We start from the raw sequence: 18,122 nt of genomic DNA, 5'->3' as shown, positions 1-18,122 counted from the left end.
GGTTGGCAAGCAAGCCGACGTGCGTCAATGCGCCTTCGCGCTCGTGAACGACAGCGACTTGCCCGTGCCCGCGATGACCAGCCAGTTGTTCGGATCGGTGATCACGACCGTCGCGCTGCCGCTTTGCACGCTCGGCATCTGATAGGTGCTCTTCGGCAGCAGCCAGGTCATGTCCTGCAGGCTCGTCGGATGCGTCGCGCTGAATGTCCAGCCGGTGCCGGTATCGGTCGCCGTCCAGTTCACCAGCAGACGGCGCCGGTCGAACTGCGTGAGCTGGTCCATCGTGAACCACTTGAACTGGCCGGTCGCCGCGAGCGACGCCGCATAGCCGAGCATCGTCGTGACGACGCTCGGATACCACGACGCGCCCAGCGGGTGCATGTAGATCAGCCGGCTCGTGCGGTTCGCGACGACGAAATCCATCAGCGACTGATACCAGTTCTGCACGTCTGTCGTCGGCACCGCGAACTCCTGGAACTCTTCGAACGTCGCATACTTGCCGAACGGCATCACCGGAAACGCCCAGACGCCCGGGTTCAGCAGCGACCCGTTGCGATACGCGCGCGTTTGCGCATTGCCGGTATGGCCGGTGAAGTAGTAGCCCGAATAGCCGTTCGCTTCGAGCCAGTTCACTACCCACGTCGGCGTGTTGCCTTCCGGCGCTGCCCATTCGACGTCCGGCTTTCCGGTGACCGACTGGACCGCATTGTGGTTCAGCACCAGATATTGCGTGAACGTGCTCGCGTTCGTTTCGCTGGCGTTCGCCCCCCAGTAGTCGTGCGCCCAGCCGCCGTGGCTGCCGATCTTGTGCCCGCGCTTGAGCAGGAACGACATCAGTTGCTTCGCCGGCGTGTTGTTCTTCAGGTTGATCCCGAGACCGTCGCCGATCGTCACGTCGTCCGGGCCGGCCGTCACGACGATCGAGTACGGGCCGCTGTTCCAGACACCGTAATTCTTCAGGTACTGCGCCGGCTGGATCTGGTCCGCCGCACAGAAGTGCCAGTTCAGCACCATCCCGGCCTGGGCGCGCGGCTGCAGCGACAGGTGCGGCATCGGCACGATGTTCGTCGTGAAGTAGCGCAGGAAGCCGTGGATCGGCATGCTGTCGGTTTGTCCGTCGAGATAGGCGAGCGGCAGGTTGACGAACATCACGCCGCCGTTTCCGTACGGCTGATAGCCGGCGACGAGACCGAAGTTCGGTGAAGTCAGCAGCGTCGTGCCGGTATACGTGCCTTGCGTGACGTAGCTCGGATAGGTGAGGAAGCCGTATACGTAGCCGGAAATTCCTTCGAGCACGTCCGTCGTCACGGAGGGCGACGCGGTCACGAGCGACGTCGCGCCATTCACCGCCGGCAGCTTCGACGAGGTCGGCGAATACGATCCGGATTTGACCTTGCCACCCTTCCACACGCGCCCGAGATTCAGCGGCACGCCGGTCATGCGGCCGTTATTCATCTTGTACGTGAAGTACGCCTGATGGTTGTAACCGGCCAGCCCGCCCGCGTTCGACGCGCTCGGCTGCAGGAAGAGCTGCTCGTTCGTCGTCGAGCCGGTCGAAGCAATCGACGCGGTGGCGGCCAATGCCGTTGCGGCGGTCGTCGAGCCGGACCATGCCATGGACTTTCCGGGCGGAATCTGCAGCGCGCGCAACGTGCTGCCCATCCCGGTCACCGGGCCGAGGCCGATCATGCTGCCGCCGAGCGTGTCGTAGAGCACGTAGTTGACGCCGGCCATCGAGCTGAAGCGCGATTGCCCGGGCGGATAGAAGCCGGTTGCGTTCAGTACGCCGAAGTCATAGACGAGCATCACGCGCCCGCCGTTGAGCGCATAGTTCTGGATGGCGGTCACGAGGGTATCGTCGGCGACCGTATGCACCTGGTCCGGCAGGATGAGCCCCTGGTACTGCTGCAGCGACGTGCCGCCCTGCTTGAATTGCGTGTCGCTGATGAGCGAGATCTGCAGCCCTTCCTCCGACGCGGAATCGAGCCACGCGGACACACGCGGGTCGGGCAGCGTGAAGTTGTCCGGCAGCAGCAACAGCAACTGGTTCGACAGGGCGTTTGCCCGTCCGGGCGCGAACGTCATCACGCAAACGGTGAAGACGATCAGAAAGGCTCGTAGGGTGCGAATTGAGTTGGCCAACATTATGCTCTCCCGGCGGAGGTGTGATGACTGCCGATGTCCAGCACGCTGCTGCCGGCGCGTTCCGCACATCGCGTGCGTGCGGCCGGCGTGGGCCGTGTGGCGCCATCGGCTGGCGGCGAGCGAATGTGTCGCGTTTCGAACGCGTCACCGGCGGCGCATGCGCATCGATTCGTCGGACGATCACGAATGCGCGGCGACCCTCGTTCCCACCACAACCGGTGAAGCTAACAACGTGCCAGTCTTGCGACCGCTCTGCCGGGACAGCGGGCGGCCTTGCCAAGCACCGCGCACGGGAAAAATCGCGCAAAAAACGTTACAGCGTCGATACGGCGTACCGGATCGCGCAATGGAACGAAGCCGGCGGGAAGCGTCGCGATGGACGATGCGATCCGTTGGTGCGGCGTCGCACGGACGCGCGTCGCGCGCCGCGGCCCGGCGCGATCGCTAGCGGCATGGGCCGGACCTCGGCGGGGGGCCAGGACATCGACGGAAAATGATTCTGACGTGTAACGCCGTGCTAACAGCTGGGTGCCTCCGGTCACCGGAAGCCCCGAAACTGCATCATGCCAGCGGCACGGATGCGCGCCGCGAGCTTCACCCCACCCCTCACGTTCCCCGTCAAACCGCGTTCGGCGCCGCCCTTCCGTCAAGCACCGCGGCGACGTTATCGAGCGCGGTAAAACCCATCTGGTCGCGCGTCTCGATCGTCGCGCTGGCCATGTGCGGCGACAGAAACACGTTATCGAGCGCGGCGAAACGCGGATCGATATGGGGCTCGTTCCGATAGACGTCCAGCCCCGCGCCGAACAACCGCTGCGACTTCAACGCGTCGTAAAGCGCATCCTCGTCGACGAGACTCCCGCGCGCCGCATTGACGAACACCGCGCCGTCGCGCATCAGGGCGAACGCGCGGCGGGTCATCAACGGCGTGCCGCCGCCCGGCACATGCAGCGTGAGGATGTCGCACTGCGGCAGCAGCGTGTCGAGATCCGCGCAATAGCGGGCGCCCGACTCGACCTCGGGCGGCGCCGGCCGCCTGTCGGTATAGACGATCTTCATCCCGAAGCCGCGTGCGCGCTGCGCGACCGCGCGGCCGATCCGGCCAAAGCCGACGATCCCGAGCGTCTTGCCGTTCACGCGCGTGCCGAGCATGTCGGTCATGCCGAACGACTTGCCCCAGCCCGCGCGCACGATGCGCTCGTACTCCGATGCACGCCGGCACGCGGCGAGAATCAGCAGCATCGTGAAATCGGCCGTGCAATCGGTCAGCGCGTCGGGCGCATTGCTGACCACGATCCCGCGCTCGCGCGCGGCGGCCACATCCAGGTGGTCGTAGCCGGCGCTCGCGTTCGCGATGATCTTCACGCTCGGCGGCAATGCCGCGATGTGCTTGGCCTGCAGCCCCGATTTCTTGCCGATCAGCACGGCCGGCGTCGCGTAGCGATTGCAGAACTCGACGACGGACGGCGCATCCATGTCGGCGTCCGTCACGTACGCATGGAATTCGGCTTCGGCGCGTGCGGCCACGGCGGCGGGGACCCGTCGCGCTACCAGCAGGCGGGGGGAATTGTTGTCAGGCATGGTCTCGTCCTTGGGTCGGAAAACGGAGCACAGCCTACGAAGCGCGCTCGGCGCGGGTCAATATTGATTGATTCAATCAACGTGTCCGCGCGGCATCGCACTGCCGGCTTCCCCGGCCGGTTCCGGTTGCGGCGCATCATGCGCATCCCCCATCGCGGCCCGTGCACGACGTGCCCGCGAACTCAGGAAAACCCTGACGCCGCCCCGTCGCGACGGGGCACTTGATATTGATTGAAAGAATCAAGATTGCTGGGGAATCGCCGCCGCGCAATGCTTTTTGCATGTTCAACGGACGGAAGACGAGGTCGTGAAAATGCAGGCACGGAAAAAAATCGCGGCAGTGACGGGCGCCGGCACGGGGATCGGCCACGCAGCGGCCGTCGCGCTGGCGCGAGCCGGATTCGGCGTGGCATTGCTCGGCAGGCGCGTCGAGCCGCTGCTCGCGACGAAGGAGATCATCGAACAGGCCGGCGGGGTGGCCGCGGCGATTCCGACCGACGTCGCCGACGAGGCGTCGGTCGACGCAAGCTTCGCGCGGATCGAACGAGAGTTCGGGCACCTCGACGTGCTGTTCAACAACGCCGGCCGCAATGCCGGCGCCGTGCCGCTCGACGACTACTCGCTCGAATTCTGGAACGACGTGGTCGCGACCAACCTGACCGGCGTGTTCCTGTGCGCACGCGCCGCGTGCCGCCAGATGAAGCGCCAGACTCCGCAAGGCGGCCGCATCATCAACAACGGTTCGATCTCGGCGCACTCGCCGCGCCCGAACACGATCGCGTACACGGCCACCAAGCATGCCGTCCTCGGCATCACCCGCTCGCTCGCGCTCGACGGCCGGCCGTTCAACATCGCGTGCGGCCAGATCGACATCGGCAACGCCGCCACGTCGCTGACCGAGCGCATGAACAGCGGCGTGCTGCAGGCCGACGGCCGCGTCGCGCCCGAGCCGCGCGTCGACGTCGCGCACGTCGCAAACGCCATCGTGCAGATGGCGAGCCTTCCGCTCGAAGCCAACATTCTGAACATGACGATCATGGCAAGCGCGATGCCCTACGTCGGGCGCGGCTGACCGGACGACCGCCGGCGCGCATGACGACACCGCGCCGGCCCCCCCCATCAGGAGACAGGAGACAACCTTGAAAACCGCAGAAGAACAGGTTTCGGTCATGCGCGAGTTCGGCTCGCACGCGGACGTCGCCAGAAGGTCGCGAGTACGCTACGGCGTGCTGTCGATGCTGCTGGTGGCAACCATCCTCAACTACGTCGACCGCTCGGCGCTCGGCATCGTCGCACCTGCGCTGTCGAAGGATCTCGCGCTCACCCGCGTGCAGATGGGCGAGCTGTTCGCCGTGTTCGGCCTCGCCTATTCGATCGCGCTGGTGCCAGCGGGCGTGCTCGCCGACCTGCTCGGCTCGCGCGTCGCCTATGCGCTGTCGCTGGTCGGCTGGTCGCTGGCAACGCTGACGCAAGGGCTCGCGCACGGCTATCACATGCTGCTCGGCTCGCGGCTCGCGATGGGCGCGCTGGAAGCGCCGGCCTTCCCGTCGAACGCGCGCGCGGTAACGATGTGGTTCCCGGTCCAGGAGCGCGGCTTCGCGACGAGCGTCTACGTGATGGGTCAGTACATCGGCACACCGCTCTTCACCGGGCTGCTGCTGTGGATCTCGTCGGCGTTCGGGTGGCGCGCGGTGTTCTTCGCGACGGGCGGCTTCGGCATCCTGTTCAGCCTCGTCTGGTACCGGCTCTATCGCGATCCGTCGCGGCATCGCAGCGTCAACGCGGCCGAGCTGCAGTACATCACCGAAGGGCGCCCTGTCGTGACCGCACGCGAGCGCTTCGACTGGCGCATGGCGCTGCGCCTGCTCGGCTACCGGCAGATCCTCGCGATCTGTCTCGGCAAGTTCTGCAACAACACGCTGCTGGTGTTCTTCACGACCTGGTTCATGACCTACCTGGTCGAGGAACGGCACATGTCGATGATCAAGGTCGGCTTCTTTCAGGCGATGCCGTTCATTGGCGCGACGTTGGGAATCCTGATCGCCGGCTACCTGTCCGATCTTTGCATCCGGCGCGGCGTGTCGATGTCGTCGTCCCGCAAGGCGCCGCTCGTGATCGGCACCTTCCTCGGCGCGTCGATCGTGCTGGTCAACTTCGTGCACTCGAACGCGCTCGTGATCGCGATCCTGACCGTCGCGTTCTTCGCGCAGGGGATCGGCTCGATGTCCTGGGCCGCCGTATCCGAGATCGCGCCGAGACGCTATGTCGGGCTCACCAGCAGCATCACGAGCCTCGCGGCCAATATCGCGGCCGTCACCACGCCGCTGATGATCGGCTACGTGACCCAGCACACCGGCAACTTCTTCTGGGCGCTGAACCTGATGGGCGCGATCTGCCTCGTCGGCACGCTGTCGTACTCCGTGCTGCTCGGCAAGCTGTCGCGCATCGAGCTCTGAACGCGTTCGCATCCCTTGACCGGCCGCCGCGGCGGCTCAACTCCATCCGGCCCACGATCATGATCGAATTCAAATGGGATCACCTGCAACTCTGCTCGGCCGACGCCGAGGCCACCGCCGCGTGGTTCGCGCGCTGCCTGAACGCCGAAATCGTGCGACGGCCCGGCCGCGTCGACCTGCGGATCGGCGCCATCAACCTGTTCATCACGGCGCTACCCGACGCACGACCGGCCGCCGTACCCGACGGCGCACGTGCGCAAGGCATCGATCACTTCGGCGTGCTGGTCGAGGATCTCGATGCCGCGTACGCCCACCTGATCGAACATGGCGCCGAAATCGTCCAGCCGGTGACGCGGATCCGCGCCGGCGTGCGTGGCTGTTTCGTGCGCGCGCCGGGCGAGATCCTCGTCGAGGTGCTCGAGCGGCGCCCGGCCGAGATGACATCGGGCTGAACCCGGTCTATAGTCGGCGCAAGCGGCCGGGCACCGGCCGCGTCCTCATCACGACTCCCCATGCACAACTGGATCACCCTGACGGAAGCCGCGCGGCGGCTCGGCGTGCGGGCGCAGACCGTCTACGCGTATGCGAGCCGCGGCAGCATCGCCGTGATGCAGGATCCCGACGATCCGCGCAAGAGCCTGTATCGCGCCGAGGACGTGATCGCGCTGTGCCGCAAGAAACAGGTCGGCCGCAAGCGTGCGGCGCTGGCAGCCGGCACGATCTTCGGCGCCGAGCCGTGCATCCCGAGCGGCATCACCACCTTCTCCAAGGGCCGTGCGTGGTATCGCGGCCGCGACAGCATTCAACTGTCGGACACCGCCACGCTCGAGGACACGGCCGCGCTGCTCTGGCAAGCCACCGCACCCGTGACGTTCGACGCGCCCGCGGTTGCATTGCCGGCCGGCGAGCGGGATCGCCAGTGCGCGTTCACGCTGCTAGCCACGTTGGCGGCGCACGGCCACTCGACGCTCGGCCGGCTCGACAGCGCACTGCACATCGAAGCCGGCCAACTTGTCGCGATCGTCGCGCGCGCGTTCGGTGCGCAGGACGACGCGGGCCTGCCGTGGACCCATCAGCGGCTCGCGGCGGGCTGGGGCCTGGACGATCGCGGCGCGGACCTGCTGCGCCGCGCGATGGTGCTCGTCGCCGATCACGAGATCACGAGTTCGGCGTTCGCCGCGCGCATCACCGCATCGACCGGCGCGTCGCTCGCGGGCTGCCTGCTGACCGGGCTCGCGACGTTGTCAGGCCCGCTGCACGGCGACGCGTCAGGACGCGTGCGCGCGGTGTTCGACGATGTGCAGCGGCTCGGGGCCGCGCACGTGGTCGATCATCACCTGAAGTCCGCGATCCCGATTCCCGGCTTCGGTCATCATCTCTACCCCGACGGCGACCCGCGCGCGGCCGCGTTGCTCGCGCGGCTCGATCCGTCGGCGGAACTCGCGCACTTCATCGACAAGGTGACGACGCTCACCGGCCAGCGGCCGACCATCGATGTCGCGCTCGCGATGCTGTCGGTACAGCTTCGGTTGCCGCGCGACGCGGCTTTCGGGCTGTTTTCCATCGCGCGCAGCGTCGGGCTGCTGGCCCACTGCATCGAACAACTGCGCGTGGGCAAGGTGATCCGGCCGCGCAGCCGCTATACGGGGCCGACGCTCGACGAACGGCATCTGCGCCCCGAGGCCGAGGACGACGGCAAACTGCCGAAAGCCGGCGTGATCGAGAAGAACCGGGTGTTCAAGATCGTGGATTGACGGCGGCTGCGATGGAGGTAGACCGCAAAGCATCGACGCGGCCTTTTCGATTCGTCACGATTCCGATCGAAGCCTCCCGGCGCGTAGGCGCATGAAGTGCAGGCGCCCGACGGTGCGTTGAACCGACGCATATGTACACCGCCGATACGCCCCCCTAACCGCAACGTTTCACGCCTGAAACATTTTCGATACCGGATCCGGCCCCGTGCCGACCGCGATTCCGCATCAGGAGTAGCGTGCGCGCCTTCTCCAGTGCGCCATTGCCGCTGGATAGGCACGAAATCGCCCGGCGCCCGCGCAGCCGCAACGTATCAGACCTGAAACCAAACCCGCATTCGCATACCACCGTCGGCCGGCGCATGCCTGCCTAAACCCCACCCCGCGCGGCAGTCGCCGCATCTGGCCCGCTCCTTGCTGTTGCTCCGACGCAAACAGAAGCAAACACAAGGCAGTCACAAGCAGTCGCACAAGCGACCAACAGCACATAAACAATCGGGGTGAGGCATGAACAAGACGGAGCGCTTGACGGCGGCAATATGCGCGCGCGGCGGGCTGCCGCACCGGTCGAACCGTCATCAGGCCGGCGGCGTGCTGTAATGCAGGCCGCCGCTACGCAAGCCGCTGCCGCGGCCGGGGAGCCGTGCGCCGCGCACGGCTGGAATCTGCCACACGGATCGGGTGTCGAAGACGATCCGTTGCTGGGCTGCCTGCTCGTGCTGACGCGGCTGTTCGACCGGCCGGTCGGCGTCGACACGCTCGTGGCCGGCCTGCCGCTCGCCGGCCGGCGCCTCACGCCGGCCCTGTTCGTGCGGGCCGCGGCGCGCGCCGGCCTATCGGCCAAACTGGCCCGGCGCGCGCTGCCCGACATCCCGGATGCGGTCCTGCCCGCGGTGCTGCTGCTCAACGACGGCCAGGCCTGCGTGCTGGTTCGCCGCAACGCGTGCGGCACCCTGCAGGTGATCCTTCCTGAAACCGGCATCGGCGAGGAAGCCGTCGACGCGGCCGAACTCGCGCAACGCCACGCCGGCCACGTGCTGTTCGCGCGCCCGGCCCACCGGTTCGATGCACGCGACACGGAAAGCGTCGTGCCGCGCCCGCGTCACTGGTTCTGGGGCGTGGTCGCGCAATCGTGGCCGATCTATGCGGAAGTGATGCTCGCGTCGACGCTGGTCAATCTTTTCGCGCTGGCGATGCCGCTGTTCACGATGAACGTCTACGACCGCGTCGTGCCGAACCGCGCGCTCGAGACGCTGTGGGCGCTGGCGGCCGGCATCGCGCTCGTGATCGTGTTCGACGTCGTGATGCGCACGTTGCGCGGCTATTTCATCGACGTGGCCGGCAAGAAGATCGACGTGATCCTGTCGGCAAACCTCTACGAGAAAGTACTCGGCATCCGGATGGCGGCGCGGCCGCCGTCCGTCGGCGGGTTCGCTTCGCAGATCCAGGAATTCGAAGCCGTGCGCGAATTCCTCACGTCGGCGACCGCGGCGGCGCTGATCGACCTGCCGTTTTCGATCGTGTTCGTCGTGGCGATGTTCTGGGTCGGCGGCGGGCTCGGCTGGCTGCCGCTGCTGGCCTTGCCGCTCGTGATCGGCGCGGGCGTGGCCGTGCAGGGGCCGCTCGCGCGGGCCGTGCAAGCCAGCCAGCGCCACGCGAGCCAGCGCCAGGCCCTGCTGATCGAAACGCTGGTCGGCCTCGAGACGATCAAGGTCAACGGCGCGGAAGGACCGATGCAGGCGCGCTGGGAGCAGATGCTCGGCGAGATCGCACGGCTCGGGCTCAAGTCGCGCCTGCTGTCGGGTTGCGCGGTCAATTTCGCGATGTTCGCGCAGCAGGCGGCCTATCTCGCGGTGGTCCTGTGCGGCGTGTACATGATCGGCGACGACCGGCTCACGACCGGCGGACTGATCGCCTGCACGATCTTCACCGGCCGCGCGCTCGCGCCGATGGGCCAGGTCGCGTCGCTGCTGACCCGCTACCACCAGTCGCGCAGCGCGCTCGCGTCGATCGACGGCGTGATGAACCTGCCCGGCGAGCGTCCGGCCGAGCAGCGCTTCGTCCATCGGCCCGCACTCGCCGGCGAAATCGAATTCCGCAACGTCGGCTTCGCGTATCCCGGCCAGAGCGGCGTGTCGCTCGAAGGCGTGTCGTTCCGCATCGCCGCGGGCGAGCGCGTCGGCATCATCGGGCGCGTCGGCTCGGGCAAGACCACCATCGAAAAACTCGTCCTCGGCCTCTACCCGCCTTCATCCGGCAACGTGCTGATCGACGGCGTCGAACTGCGTCAGTACGACCCTGCCGCGCTGCGGCGCGGGATCGGTCACGTGCCGCAGGACGTGATGCTGTTCAACGGCACCGTGCGCGACAACATCGTGCTCGGCGCGCCCGGCGCGGACGACGACGCCGTGTTGCGCGCCGCGCAGGTGTCCGGCGTCGCGGACTTCGTCAACCGTGTGCCGAACGGCTTCGACCTCGCGGTGGGCGAGCGCGGCGAAGCGTTGTCCGGCGGGCAGCGCCAGGCCATCGCCATCGCCCGCGCGATGCTGCTGTCGCCGCCGGTGCTGTTGCTCGACGAGCCCAGCAGCGCGATGGACAACCGCTCGGAGGAGCTGTTCAAGGCACGTCTGTCGGCTCAGCTCGCCGGCCGCACGCTGCTGCTGGTCACGCACCGTCCGTCGCTGCTCTCGCTCGTCGATCGCCTGATCGTGATGGATCAAGGACGTGTCGTCGCTGACGGCCCGAAGGACCAAGTCCTCGCGGCTCTTGCAGGGAGAAAGCTCCATGTCGCTGCTGGCTGAACCCGACGGCGCCGGCGCGCCGACGACGCATCGCATCGCCGCGCTCAGGGCGCTGCGCGCGCGCATCGGCGCCGCGCTGAAGCCGCGCGCCGACGATACCGCGTTCATGCGCGAACGCTGCGCGGCCGCGATGGAGGGGCCGCGCTACTTCACTCACTGGATCCTGTGGGCGACGCTCGCGTTCATCGTCATCGCCCTCCTGTGGGCCGCGTTCGCCGAAGTCGACGAAGTCACCGTCGGGGAAGGCAAGGTGATTCCGTCCAGCCGCGTGCAGGTGGTGCAGAACCTGGAGGGCGGGATCGTCTCCGAGATCATGGTGCGCGTCGGCCAGGTCGTGCAGAAAGGCCAGCCGCTGATGCGCATCGACGATACGCGGTTCACGTCGTCGTACAAGGAAGGACAGGCGAAGGATGCCGCCCTCCTCGCCCGCATCGCGCGGCTGAGCGCCGAAGCGAACGGCGCCGCGTTCGTCGTGCCGGCCGCCCTGGCGCGCGCGAACCCGGGCCTGCTGGACGAGGAACGCTCGCTGTTCGAGTCGCGTCAGCGCGAATTGCAGGCCAATCTCGACGTGCTCAGGCAACAGGCCGAACAGCACCGGCAGGAGCTCGCGGAAAAGCGCTCGCGCGAGGGGCAGTTGCAACACAGCTACGCGCTCGTCGCGAAGGAGCTGGCGTTGACGAGCCCGCTCGTCGAAAAAGGCGCGGTATCGGACGTCGAGGTGCTGCGGCTCGAGCGGCAGGCGACCGACATGAAGGGCGACCTCGATGCGACGCGGCTCGCGATGCCGCGGCTGGAAGCCGCCTATCGCGAGGCGCGCCAGAAAATCGACGAAACGACCGCGCATTTTCGTGCCGACGCGATGAAGGAACTGAATCTCGCGCGCGCCGATCAGTCGGCGCTGAGTGCGGCCAACGTCGCGCTCGAGGATCGCGTCACGCGCACGCTCGTGCGCGCGCCGCTGAAAGGGATGATCAAGCAGATCAAGATCAACACCGTGGGCGGCGTGATCCAGCCGGGGATGGACCTGCTGGAAATCGTGCCGCTCGACGACACGCTGTTGATCGAGGCACGCGTGCGGCCGGCGGACATCGCGTTCCTGCACCCGGGGCAGGACGCGACGGTCAAGCTGTCCGCGTACGACTTCTCGATCTATGGCGGCTTTCCCGCCGTCGTCGAGGACATCAGCGCCGACACGATCGTGCCGGACCGTCCCGGCGAGAAACCGGACAGCTATTACCGCGTACTGGTGCGCACCCGGCAAAGCAAGCCGAGCGGCCGGAGCCAGCCCGTCGCGATCGTGCCGGGGATGATCGCGACCGTCGACATCCGCACCGGGCGCCGTACCGTATTGCATTACCTGCTCAAGCCCGTCATCAAGACCAAGGAAATGGCGTTGCGCGAGCGTTGACACGAAAAGCGGTTTGCAGTTCGTCGGGCATGCGCCGCATCGGGCGGCGCAGCGCCCGCATCAAAACATGACAGGACGGGGAGCACGACATGGCGACGACTTCAAGCGGGACCGCGGTTTCCATCAGCAATACGCCGCAGGCAACGAACGACGTATTTACGTCGGCGCAGACGGGGCTCACAGACAACTCGCTCACCACCGTCTACCTGAACGTGATGGCGAACGATCTCGGCGGCGCGGCCAAGACGCTCTATTCGCTCGACTCCGGCACTGAAACGACCGTCTCGCTCGAACAGGCGGCGTTGCTGACGCAGGATACGGTCCGGGCCGAATCGGTGAGCACGGATTTCAGCGCGCACGGCGCGCACATCTGGATCACGTCGGACGGCAAGGTCGGGTATGACGCGAGCCATCTCGACGCGTCGTGGTTGTCGAACAGCTTCAATACGCTCGGCTACGCGCAGGACAGCTTCACGTATGCGATCCGGCTGGGCAACGGTACGCTGAGCTGGGCGACCGCCTATGTCGACATTGCACCGCCCGCCCCTGTCGTCTCGCTGGCGCACGACACGGGGATGTCGGCGACCGACCACCTCACGTCGGACTGTACGCTGTCGGTCGGCGCGGTCGCGCACGGCGCGACCGTTCAGTACAGCACCGACAACGGCGCGCACTGGAACACGAGCTTCTGCGCCGTCGAAGGAACGAATACCGTGATGGTGCGGCAGATCGACGTGACCGGCAATGCATCGGCCGTTTCTTCGTGCACGTTCACGCTGGATACGGCTGGGGCGACGGCGCCCGGGGTGGCGTTGGCGGTCGATTCGGGTAGTAGTGCGACGGATCATGTTACGAATGTCGGGGCGCTGAATGTCACCGGGGTCGACACGGGTGCTACCGTGCAGTACAGCGTTGATAATGGCGCGCATTGGAGTACGAGCTTCAGTGCCGTCGAAGGGCTGAACAATTTGCAGGTTCGGCAGGTTGATGTTGCGGGGAATGCATCGGCTCCGACCTCGTTCAGTTTCACGCTGGATACGGCGGCTGGGGCGCCCGGTGTTGCGTTGAGTACCGACTCCGGTGGCAATGCCGCCGACCACGTGACCAATGTCGGGACGTTGAATCTCTCGGGGATCGAAACCGGCGCCACCGTTCAGTACAGCGTTGATAACGGCGGGCATTGGAACACGAGCTTCAGTGCCGTCGAAGGGCTGAACAATGTGCAGGTTCGGCAGGTCGATGTTGCGGGGAATGCGTCGGCTCCGACCTCGTTCAGTTTCACGCTGGATACCGCGGCTGCTGCGCCGGGTGTTGCGCTTACGAGCGATTCCGGTGGCAGCTCGACCGACCACGTCACCAATGTCGGCACACTGAACGTCACTGGCGTCGAAACCGGCGCCACAGTTCAATACAGCATCGATAACGGTGGGCATTGGAACACGAGCTTCAGCGCCGTCGAGGGGTTGAACAACGTGCAAGTTCGGCAGGTCGATGTTGCGGGCAATACGTCGTCGGCAACGTCGTTCAGTTTCACGCTCGATACGTCGGCCGCTGCGCCGGGTGTCGCCCTGACCACCGATTCCGGCAGCAACGCCACCGATCACATCACCAATGTCGGCACGTTGAATCTCGCCGGTGTCGAAACCGGCGCGACTGTCGAATACTCGACGGATGGTGGCCATACCTGGAACACCAGTTTCAACGCCGTCGAAGGCGTGAACGACGTACAGGTTCGGCAGACCGATGTCGCAGGCAATACGTCTGCCCCGACCTCGTTCAGCTTCACGCTCGACACCTCGGCCGCCGCGCCCGGTGTCGCACTCACGAGCGATTCCGGTAGCAACACGACCGACCACGTCACCAACGTCGGCACGCTGAATCTCACCGGTGTCGAAACGGGCGCCACCGTCGAATATTCGATCGATGGCGGTCATACCTGGAACACCGGTTTCAATGCTGTCGAAGGCGTGAATGACGTACAGGTTCGGCAAACCGATGTCGCGGGCAACACGTCGGCCCCGACCTCGTTTAGCTTCACACTCGACACCTCGGCCGCCGCGCCGGGCGTCGCACTGACCACCGACTCCGGTAGCAACGCCACCGATCACATCACCAATGTCGGTACGTTGAATCTCACCGGTGTCGAAACCGGCGCCACGATCGAATACTCGACGGATGGCGGCCATACCTGGAACACTAGTTTCAATGCCATCGAAGGCGTGAATGACGTACAGGTTCGGCAAACCGATATTGCGGGCAATACATCAGACCCGACCTCGTTCAGCTTTACGCTCGATACCTTAGCCGCTGCGCCCGGTGTCGCACTCGCGAGTGATTCCGGTAGCAACGCCGCCGATCACATCACCAACGTCGGTACACTCAATGTTTCTGGTGCGGAAACCGGCGCAGTTGTCGAATACTCGATCGATGGTGGCCACACCTGGAACACCAGCTTCAGCGCTGTCGAAGGCGTGAACGACGTCCAGGTCCGGCAGACCGATGTCGCAGGCAACACGTCCGTCCCGACCTCGTTCAGCTTCACGCTCGACACCTCGGCCGCCGCGCCCGGTGTCGCACTGACTACCGATTCCGGCAGTGGCTCGACCGATCACATCACCAATGTCGGTACGTTGAATCTCACCGGGGTCGAAACGGGCGCCACCGTCGAATATTCGACCGATGGCGGCCATACCTGGAACACCAGTTTCAATGCCGTCGAAGGCGTGAACGACGTACAGATCCGGCAGACTGATGTCGCAGGCAACACGTCCGCCTCGACCTCGTTCAGCTTCACGCTCGATACCTCGGCCGCCGCGCCCAGTGTCGCACTGACCGCCGACTCCGGGAGCAGCGCCACCGATCACATCACCAATGTCGGTACGTTGAATCTCACCGGTGTCGAAACCGGCGCCACGATCGAATACTCGACGGATGGTGGCCACACCTGGAACACCGGTTTCAACGCGGTCGAAGGCGTGAACGGCGTACAGGTTCGGCAGACCGATGTCGCTGGCAATACGTCGGACCCGACGGCGTTCAGCTTCACGCTCGATACCTCAGCTGCTGCGCCCGGTGTCGCGCTCACGAGCGATTCCGGTAGCGGCTCTACTGATCGCACCACCAATGTCGGTACGCTGAATCTCACAGGCGTCGAAACGGGCGCCACCGTCGAATATTCGACCGATGGCGGCCATACCTGGAACACCAGTTTCAATGCCGTCGAAGGCGTGAACGACGTACAGATCCGGCAGACTGATGTCGCAGGCAACACGTCCGCCTCGACCTCGTTCAGCTTCACACTCGATACCTCGGCCGCCGCGCCTGGCGTCGCGCTCACCGGCGATTCCGGCAGCAGTGCCACCGACCACATTACCAATGTCGGTTCGTTGAATCTCAACGGTGTCGAAACGGGTGCCACCGTCGAATACTCGATCGACGGCGGCCATACCTGGAACACCAGTTTCAATGCCGTCGAAGGCGTGAACGACGTACAGATCCGGCAGACTGATGTCGCAGGCAACACGTCCGCCTCGACCTCGTTCAGCTTCACGCTTGACACCTCGGCCGCCGCGCCTGGCGTCGCGCTCACCGGCGATTCCGGCAGCAGTGCCACCGACCACATTACCAATGTCGGTTCGTTGAATCTCACCGGTGTCGAAACGGGTGCCACCGTCGAATACTCGATCGACGGCGGCCATACCTGGAACACCAGTTTCAATGCCGTCGAAGGCGTGAATGACGTACAGGTGCGGCAGACCGATGTCGCGGGCAACACGTCTGCCCCGACGGCGTTCAGCTTCACGCTCGATACCTCGGCCGCCGCGCCCGGCGTTGCATTGACGACCGATTCCGGCAGCAGCGCCACCGATCACATCACCAATGTCGGTACGTTGAATCTCACCGGTGTCGAAACCGGCGCCACGATCGAATACTCGACGGATGGTGGCCACACCTGGAACACCAGCTTTAACGCCGTCGAAGGCGTGAACGACGTACAGGTGCGGCAGACCGATGTCGCAGGCAACACGTCCGTCCCGACCTCGTTTAGCTTCACACTCGACACCTCGGCCGCCGCGCCCGGCGTCGCACTGACCATCGACTCCGGTAGCAACGCCACCGATCACATCACCAATGTCGGTACGTTGAACCTCACCGGTGTCGAAACGGGCGCCACCGTCGAATACTCGATCGATGGCGGTCATACCTGGAACACCAGTTTCAATGCCATCGAAGGCGTGAATGACGTCCAGGTCCGTCAAACCGATATCGCAGGCAATACGTCGGACCCGACGGCGTTCAGCTTCACGCTTGATACGTCGGCCGCCGCGCCCGGCGTTTCATTGACCACCGATTCCGGCAGCAATGTCACCGACCACATCACCAATGCCGGCACGTTGAATCTCACCGGCGTTGAAACCGGCGCCACCGTCGAATACTCGACCGATGACGGTCATACCTGGAACACCAATTTCAACGCGGTCGAAGGCATGAATGACGTACAGGTTCGGCAAACCGACGTCGCAGGAAATACATCCGATCCGACGGCGTTCAGCTTCGCGCTTGATACCTCAGCTGCTGCGCCCGGTGTCACACTATCGAGCGATTCCGGTAGCAGTGCCACCGACCACATTACCAATGTCGGTACGTTGAATCTCAACGGTGTCGAAACGGGCGCCACCGTCGAATACTCGACCGATGGTGGACACACCTGGAACACCAATTTCAATGCCGTCGAAGGGGTGAATGACGTACAGGTTCGGCAGACCGATGTCGCGGGCAACACGTCTGTCCCGACCTCGTTCAGCTTCACGCTCGATACCTCGGCTGCTGCGCCCGGTGTCGTGCTCGCGAATGATTCCGGTAGTAGCGCCTCGGACCACATCACCAACGTCAGCACGTTGAATCTCACCGGTATTGAAACGGGCGCCACCGTCGAATATTCGACCGATGGTGGCCATACCTGGAACACCAGCTTCAACGCCGTCGAAGGCGTGAACGACGTACAGGTTCGGCAGACCGATATCGCAGGCAATACGTCGGATCCGACGGCGTTCAGCTTCACACTTGATACCTCGGCCGCCGCGCCCGGCGTTGCATTGACGACCGATTCCGGCAGCAACGCCACCGATCACATCACCAACGTCGGCACGTTGAATCTCACCGGTGTCGAAACCGGCGCCACGATCGAATACTCGACGGATGGTGGCCACACCTGGAACACCAGCTTCAACGCCGTCGAAGGCGTGAACGACGTACAGGTGCGGCAGACCGATGTCGCTGGCAACACGTCGGCCCCGACCTCGTTCAGCTTCACGCTCGATACCTCGGCCGCCGCGCCCGGTGTCGCACTGACCACCGACTCCGGCAGCAGCGCCACCGATCACATCACCAATGTCGGTACGTTGAATCTCACCGGCGTCGAAACGAGCGCCACCGTCGAATACTCGACCGATGGTGGACACACCTGGAACACCAGCTTCAATGCCGTCGAAGGCGTGAATGACGTACAGGTGCGGCAGACCGATATCGCAGGCAACACGTCGGATTCGACGACGTTCCACTTCACACTCGATACCTCGGCCGCTGCACCGGGTATTGCGTTGACCGCCGATTCCGGCAGCAACGCCACTGATCACATCACCAAGGTCGGCACACTCAACGTGTCTGGTGTGGAGACTGGCGCAGTTGTCGAATACTCGATCGACGGCGGCCATACTTGGAACACCAGTTTCAATGCCGTCGAAGGCGTGAACGACGTGCAGGTCCGGCAAACCGATGTCGCAGGCAATACGTCGGATCCGACGGCGTTCAGCTTTACACTTGATACCTCAGCCGCCGCGCCCGGCGTCGCATTGACCGCCGATTCTGGCACTAGCTCGACGGATCACATCACCAACGTCGGTACGTTGAATCTGACCGTTGTCGAAACGGGCGCCACCGTCGAATACTCGACCGATGGCGGCCATACCTGGAACACCAG

At 65.1% G+C, this 18,122-nt stretch carries 9 protein-coding genes; 7 read left to right on the top strand and 2 right to left on the bottom strand.

What is annotated here, in order from left to right:
- Positions 1-24: 24 nt before the first annotated feature.
- Together SB771_RS26390 and SB771_RS26385 are read right to left on the bottom strand one after the other, a co-directional pair.
- Positions 25-2,145, bottom strand: a complete 2,121-nt coding sequence (locus SB771_RS26390) for a polysaccharide deacetylase family protein (RefSeq protein WP_175662132.1) — start codon at positions 2,143-2,145, stop codon at positions 25-27.
- A gap of 618 nt (positions 2,146-2,763) precedes the next feature.
- Positions 2,764-3,726 carry a 2-hydroxyacid dehydrogenase gene (locus SB771_RS26385; protein ID WP_175662133.1) on the bottom strand — a complete coding sequence of 321 codons (963 nt, stop codon included), beginning with the start codon at positions 3,724-3,726 and terminating at the stop codon, positions 2,764-2,766.
- Positions 3,727-4,039: 313 nt separating this feature from the next.
- On the opposite strand from SB771_RS26385, the gene SB771_RS26380 reads away from it, so the two are divergent.
- From SB771_RS26380 to SB771_RS26350, 7 genes are all read left to right on the top strand, one after another.
- Positions 4,040-4,798 carry an SDR family oxidoreductase gene (locus SB771_RS26380; protein WP_175662134.1) on the top strand — a complete coding sequence of 253 codons (759 nt, stop codon included), beginning with the start codon at positions 4,040-4,042 and terminating at the stop codon, positions 4,796-4,798.
- Between the two features lie 97 nt (positions 4,799-4,895).
- Positions 4,896-6,182, top strand: a complete 1,287-nt coding sequence (locus SB771_RS26375) for an MFS transporter (protein WP_175662152.1) — start codon at positions 4,896-4,898, stop codon at positions 6,180-6,182.
- A gap of 59 nt (positions 6,183-6,241) precedes the next feature.
- Positions 6,242-6,634, top strand: coding sequence for a VOC family protein (locus SB771_RS26370; RefSeq protein ID WP_175662135.1), 393 nt, complete (start codon positions 6,242-6,244; stop codon positions 6,632-6,634).
- Between the two features lie 60 nt (positions 6,635-6,694).
- Positions 6,695-7,936 (top strand): citrate synthase family protein, encoded by a 1,242-nt coding sequence (locus SB771_RS26365; protein WP_175662136.1) that lies wholly within the window; start codon positions 6,695-6,697, stop codon positions 7,934-7,936.
- Positions 7,937-8,532: 596 nt separating this feature from the next.
- Positions 8,533-10,734 (top strand): type I secretion system permease/ATPase, encoded by a 2,202-nt coding sequence (locus SB771_RS26360; protein WP_175662137.1) that lies wholly within the window; start codon positions 8,533-8,535, stop codon positions 10,732-10,734.
- Positions 10,718-12,142: an HlyD family type I secretion periplasmic adaptor subunit gene (locus SB771_RS26355; protein WP_175662138.1), complete on the top strand. Its 1,425-nt coding sequence runs from the start codon at positions 10,718-10,720 to the stop codon at positions 12,140-12,142. Before SB771_RS26360 ends, SB771_RS26355 begins: the two co-directional genes overlap by 17 nt.
- 89 nt (positions 12,143-12,231) lie before the next feature.
- A partial coding sequence (locus SB771_RS26350) for a beta strand repeat-containing protein (RefSeq protein ID WP_410721210.1) occupies positions 12,232-18,122 on the top strand: 5,891 nt, incomplete at its 3' end.

This window comes from Burkholderia sp. SIMBA_051 (genome assembly GCF_046534915.1).
Lineage (GTDB): Bacteria > Pseudomonadota > Gammaproteobacteria > Burkholderiales > Burkholderiaceae > Burkholderia > Burkholderia ambifaria.
The sequence above is the reverse complement of the archived record's forward strand: the minus strand, read 5'-3'. Positions and strand labels throughout refer to the sequence as shown.

Excerpts from the sequence above, each read along its gene's own strand:
- SB771_RS26390 (WP_175662132.1), bottom strand. The coding sequence starts at position 2,145 with ATGTTGGCCAACTCAATTCGCACCCTACGAGCCTTTCTGATCGTCTTC.
- SB771_RS26385 (WP_175662133.1), bottom strand. The coding sequence starts at position 3,726 with ATGCCTGACAACAATTCCCCCCGCCTGCTGGTAGCGCGACGGGTCCCC.
- SB771_RS26380 (WP_175662134.1), top strand. The coding sequence starts at position 4,040 with ATGCAGGCACGGAAAAAAATCGCGGCAGTGACGGGCGCCGGCACGGGG.
- SB771_RS26375 (WP_175662152.1), top strand. The coding sequence starts at position 4,896 with ATGCGCGAGTTCGGCTCGCACGCGGACGTCGCCAGAAGGTCGCGAGTA.
- SB771_RS26370 (WP_175662135.1), top strand. The coding sequence starts at position 6,242 with ATGATCGAATTCAAATGGGATCACCTGCAACTCTGCTCGGCCGACGCC.
- SB771_RS26365 (WP_175662136.1), top strand. The coding sequence starts at position 6,695 with ATGCACAACTGGATCACCCTGACGGAAGCCGCGCGGCGGCTCGGCGTG.
- SB771_RS26360 (WP_175662137.1), top strand. The coding sequence starts at position 8,533 with ATGCAGGCCGCCGCTACGCAAGCCGCTGCCGCGGCCGGGGAGCCGTGC.
- SB771_RS26355 (WP_175662138.1), top strand. The coding sequence starts at position 10,718 with ATGTCGCTGCTGGCTGAACCCGACGGCGCCGGCGCGCCGACGACGCAT.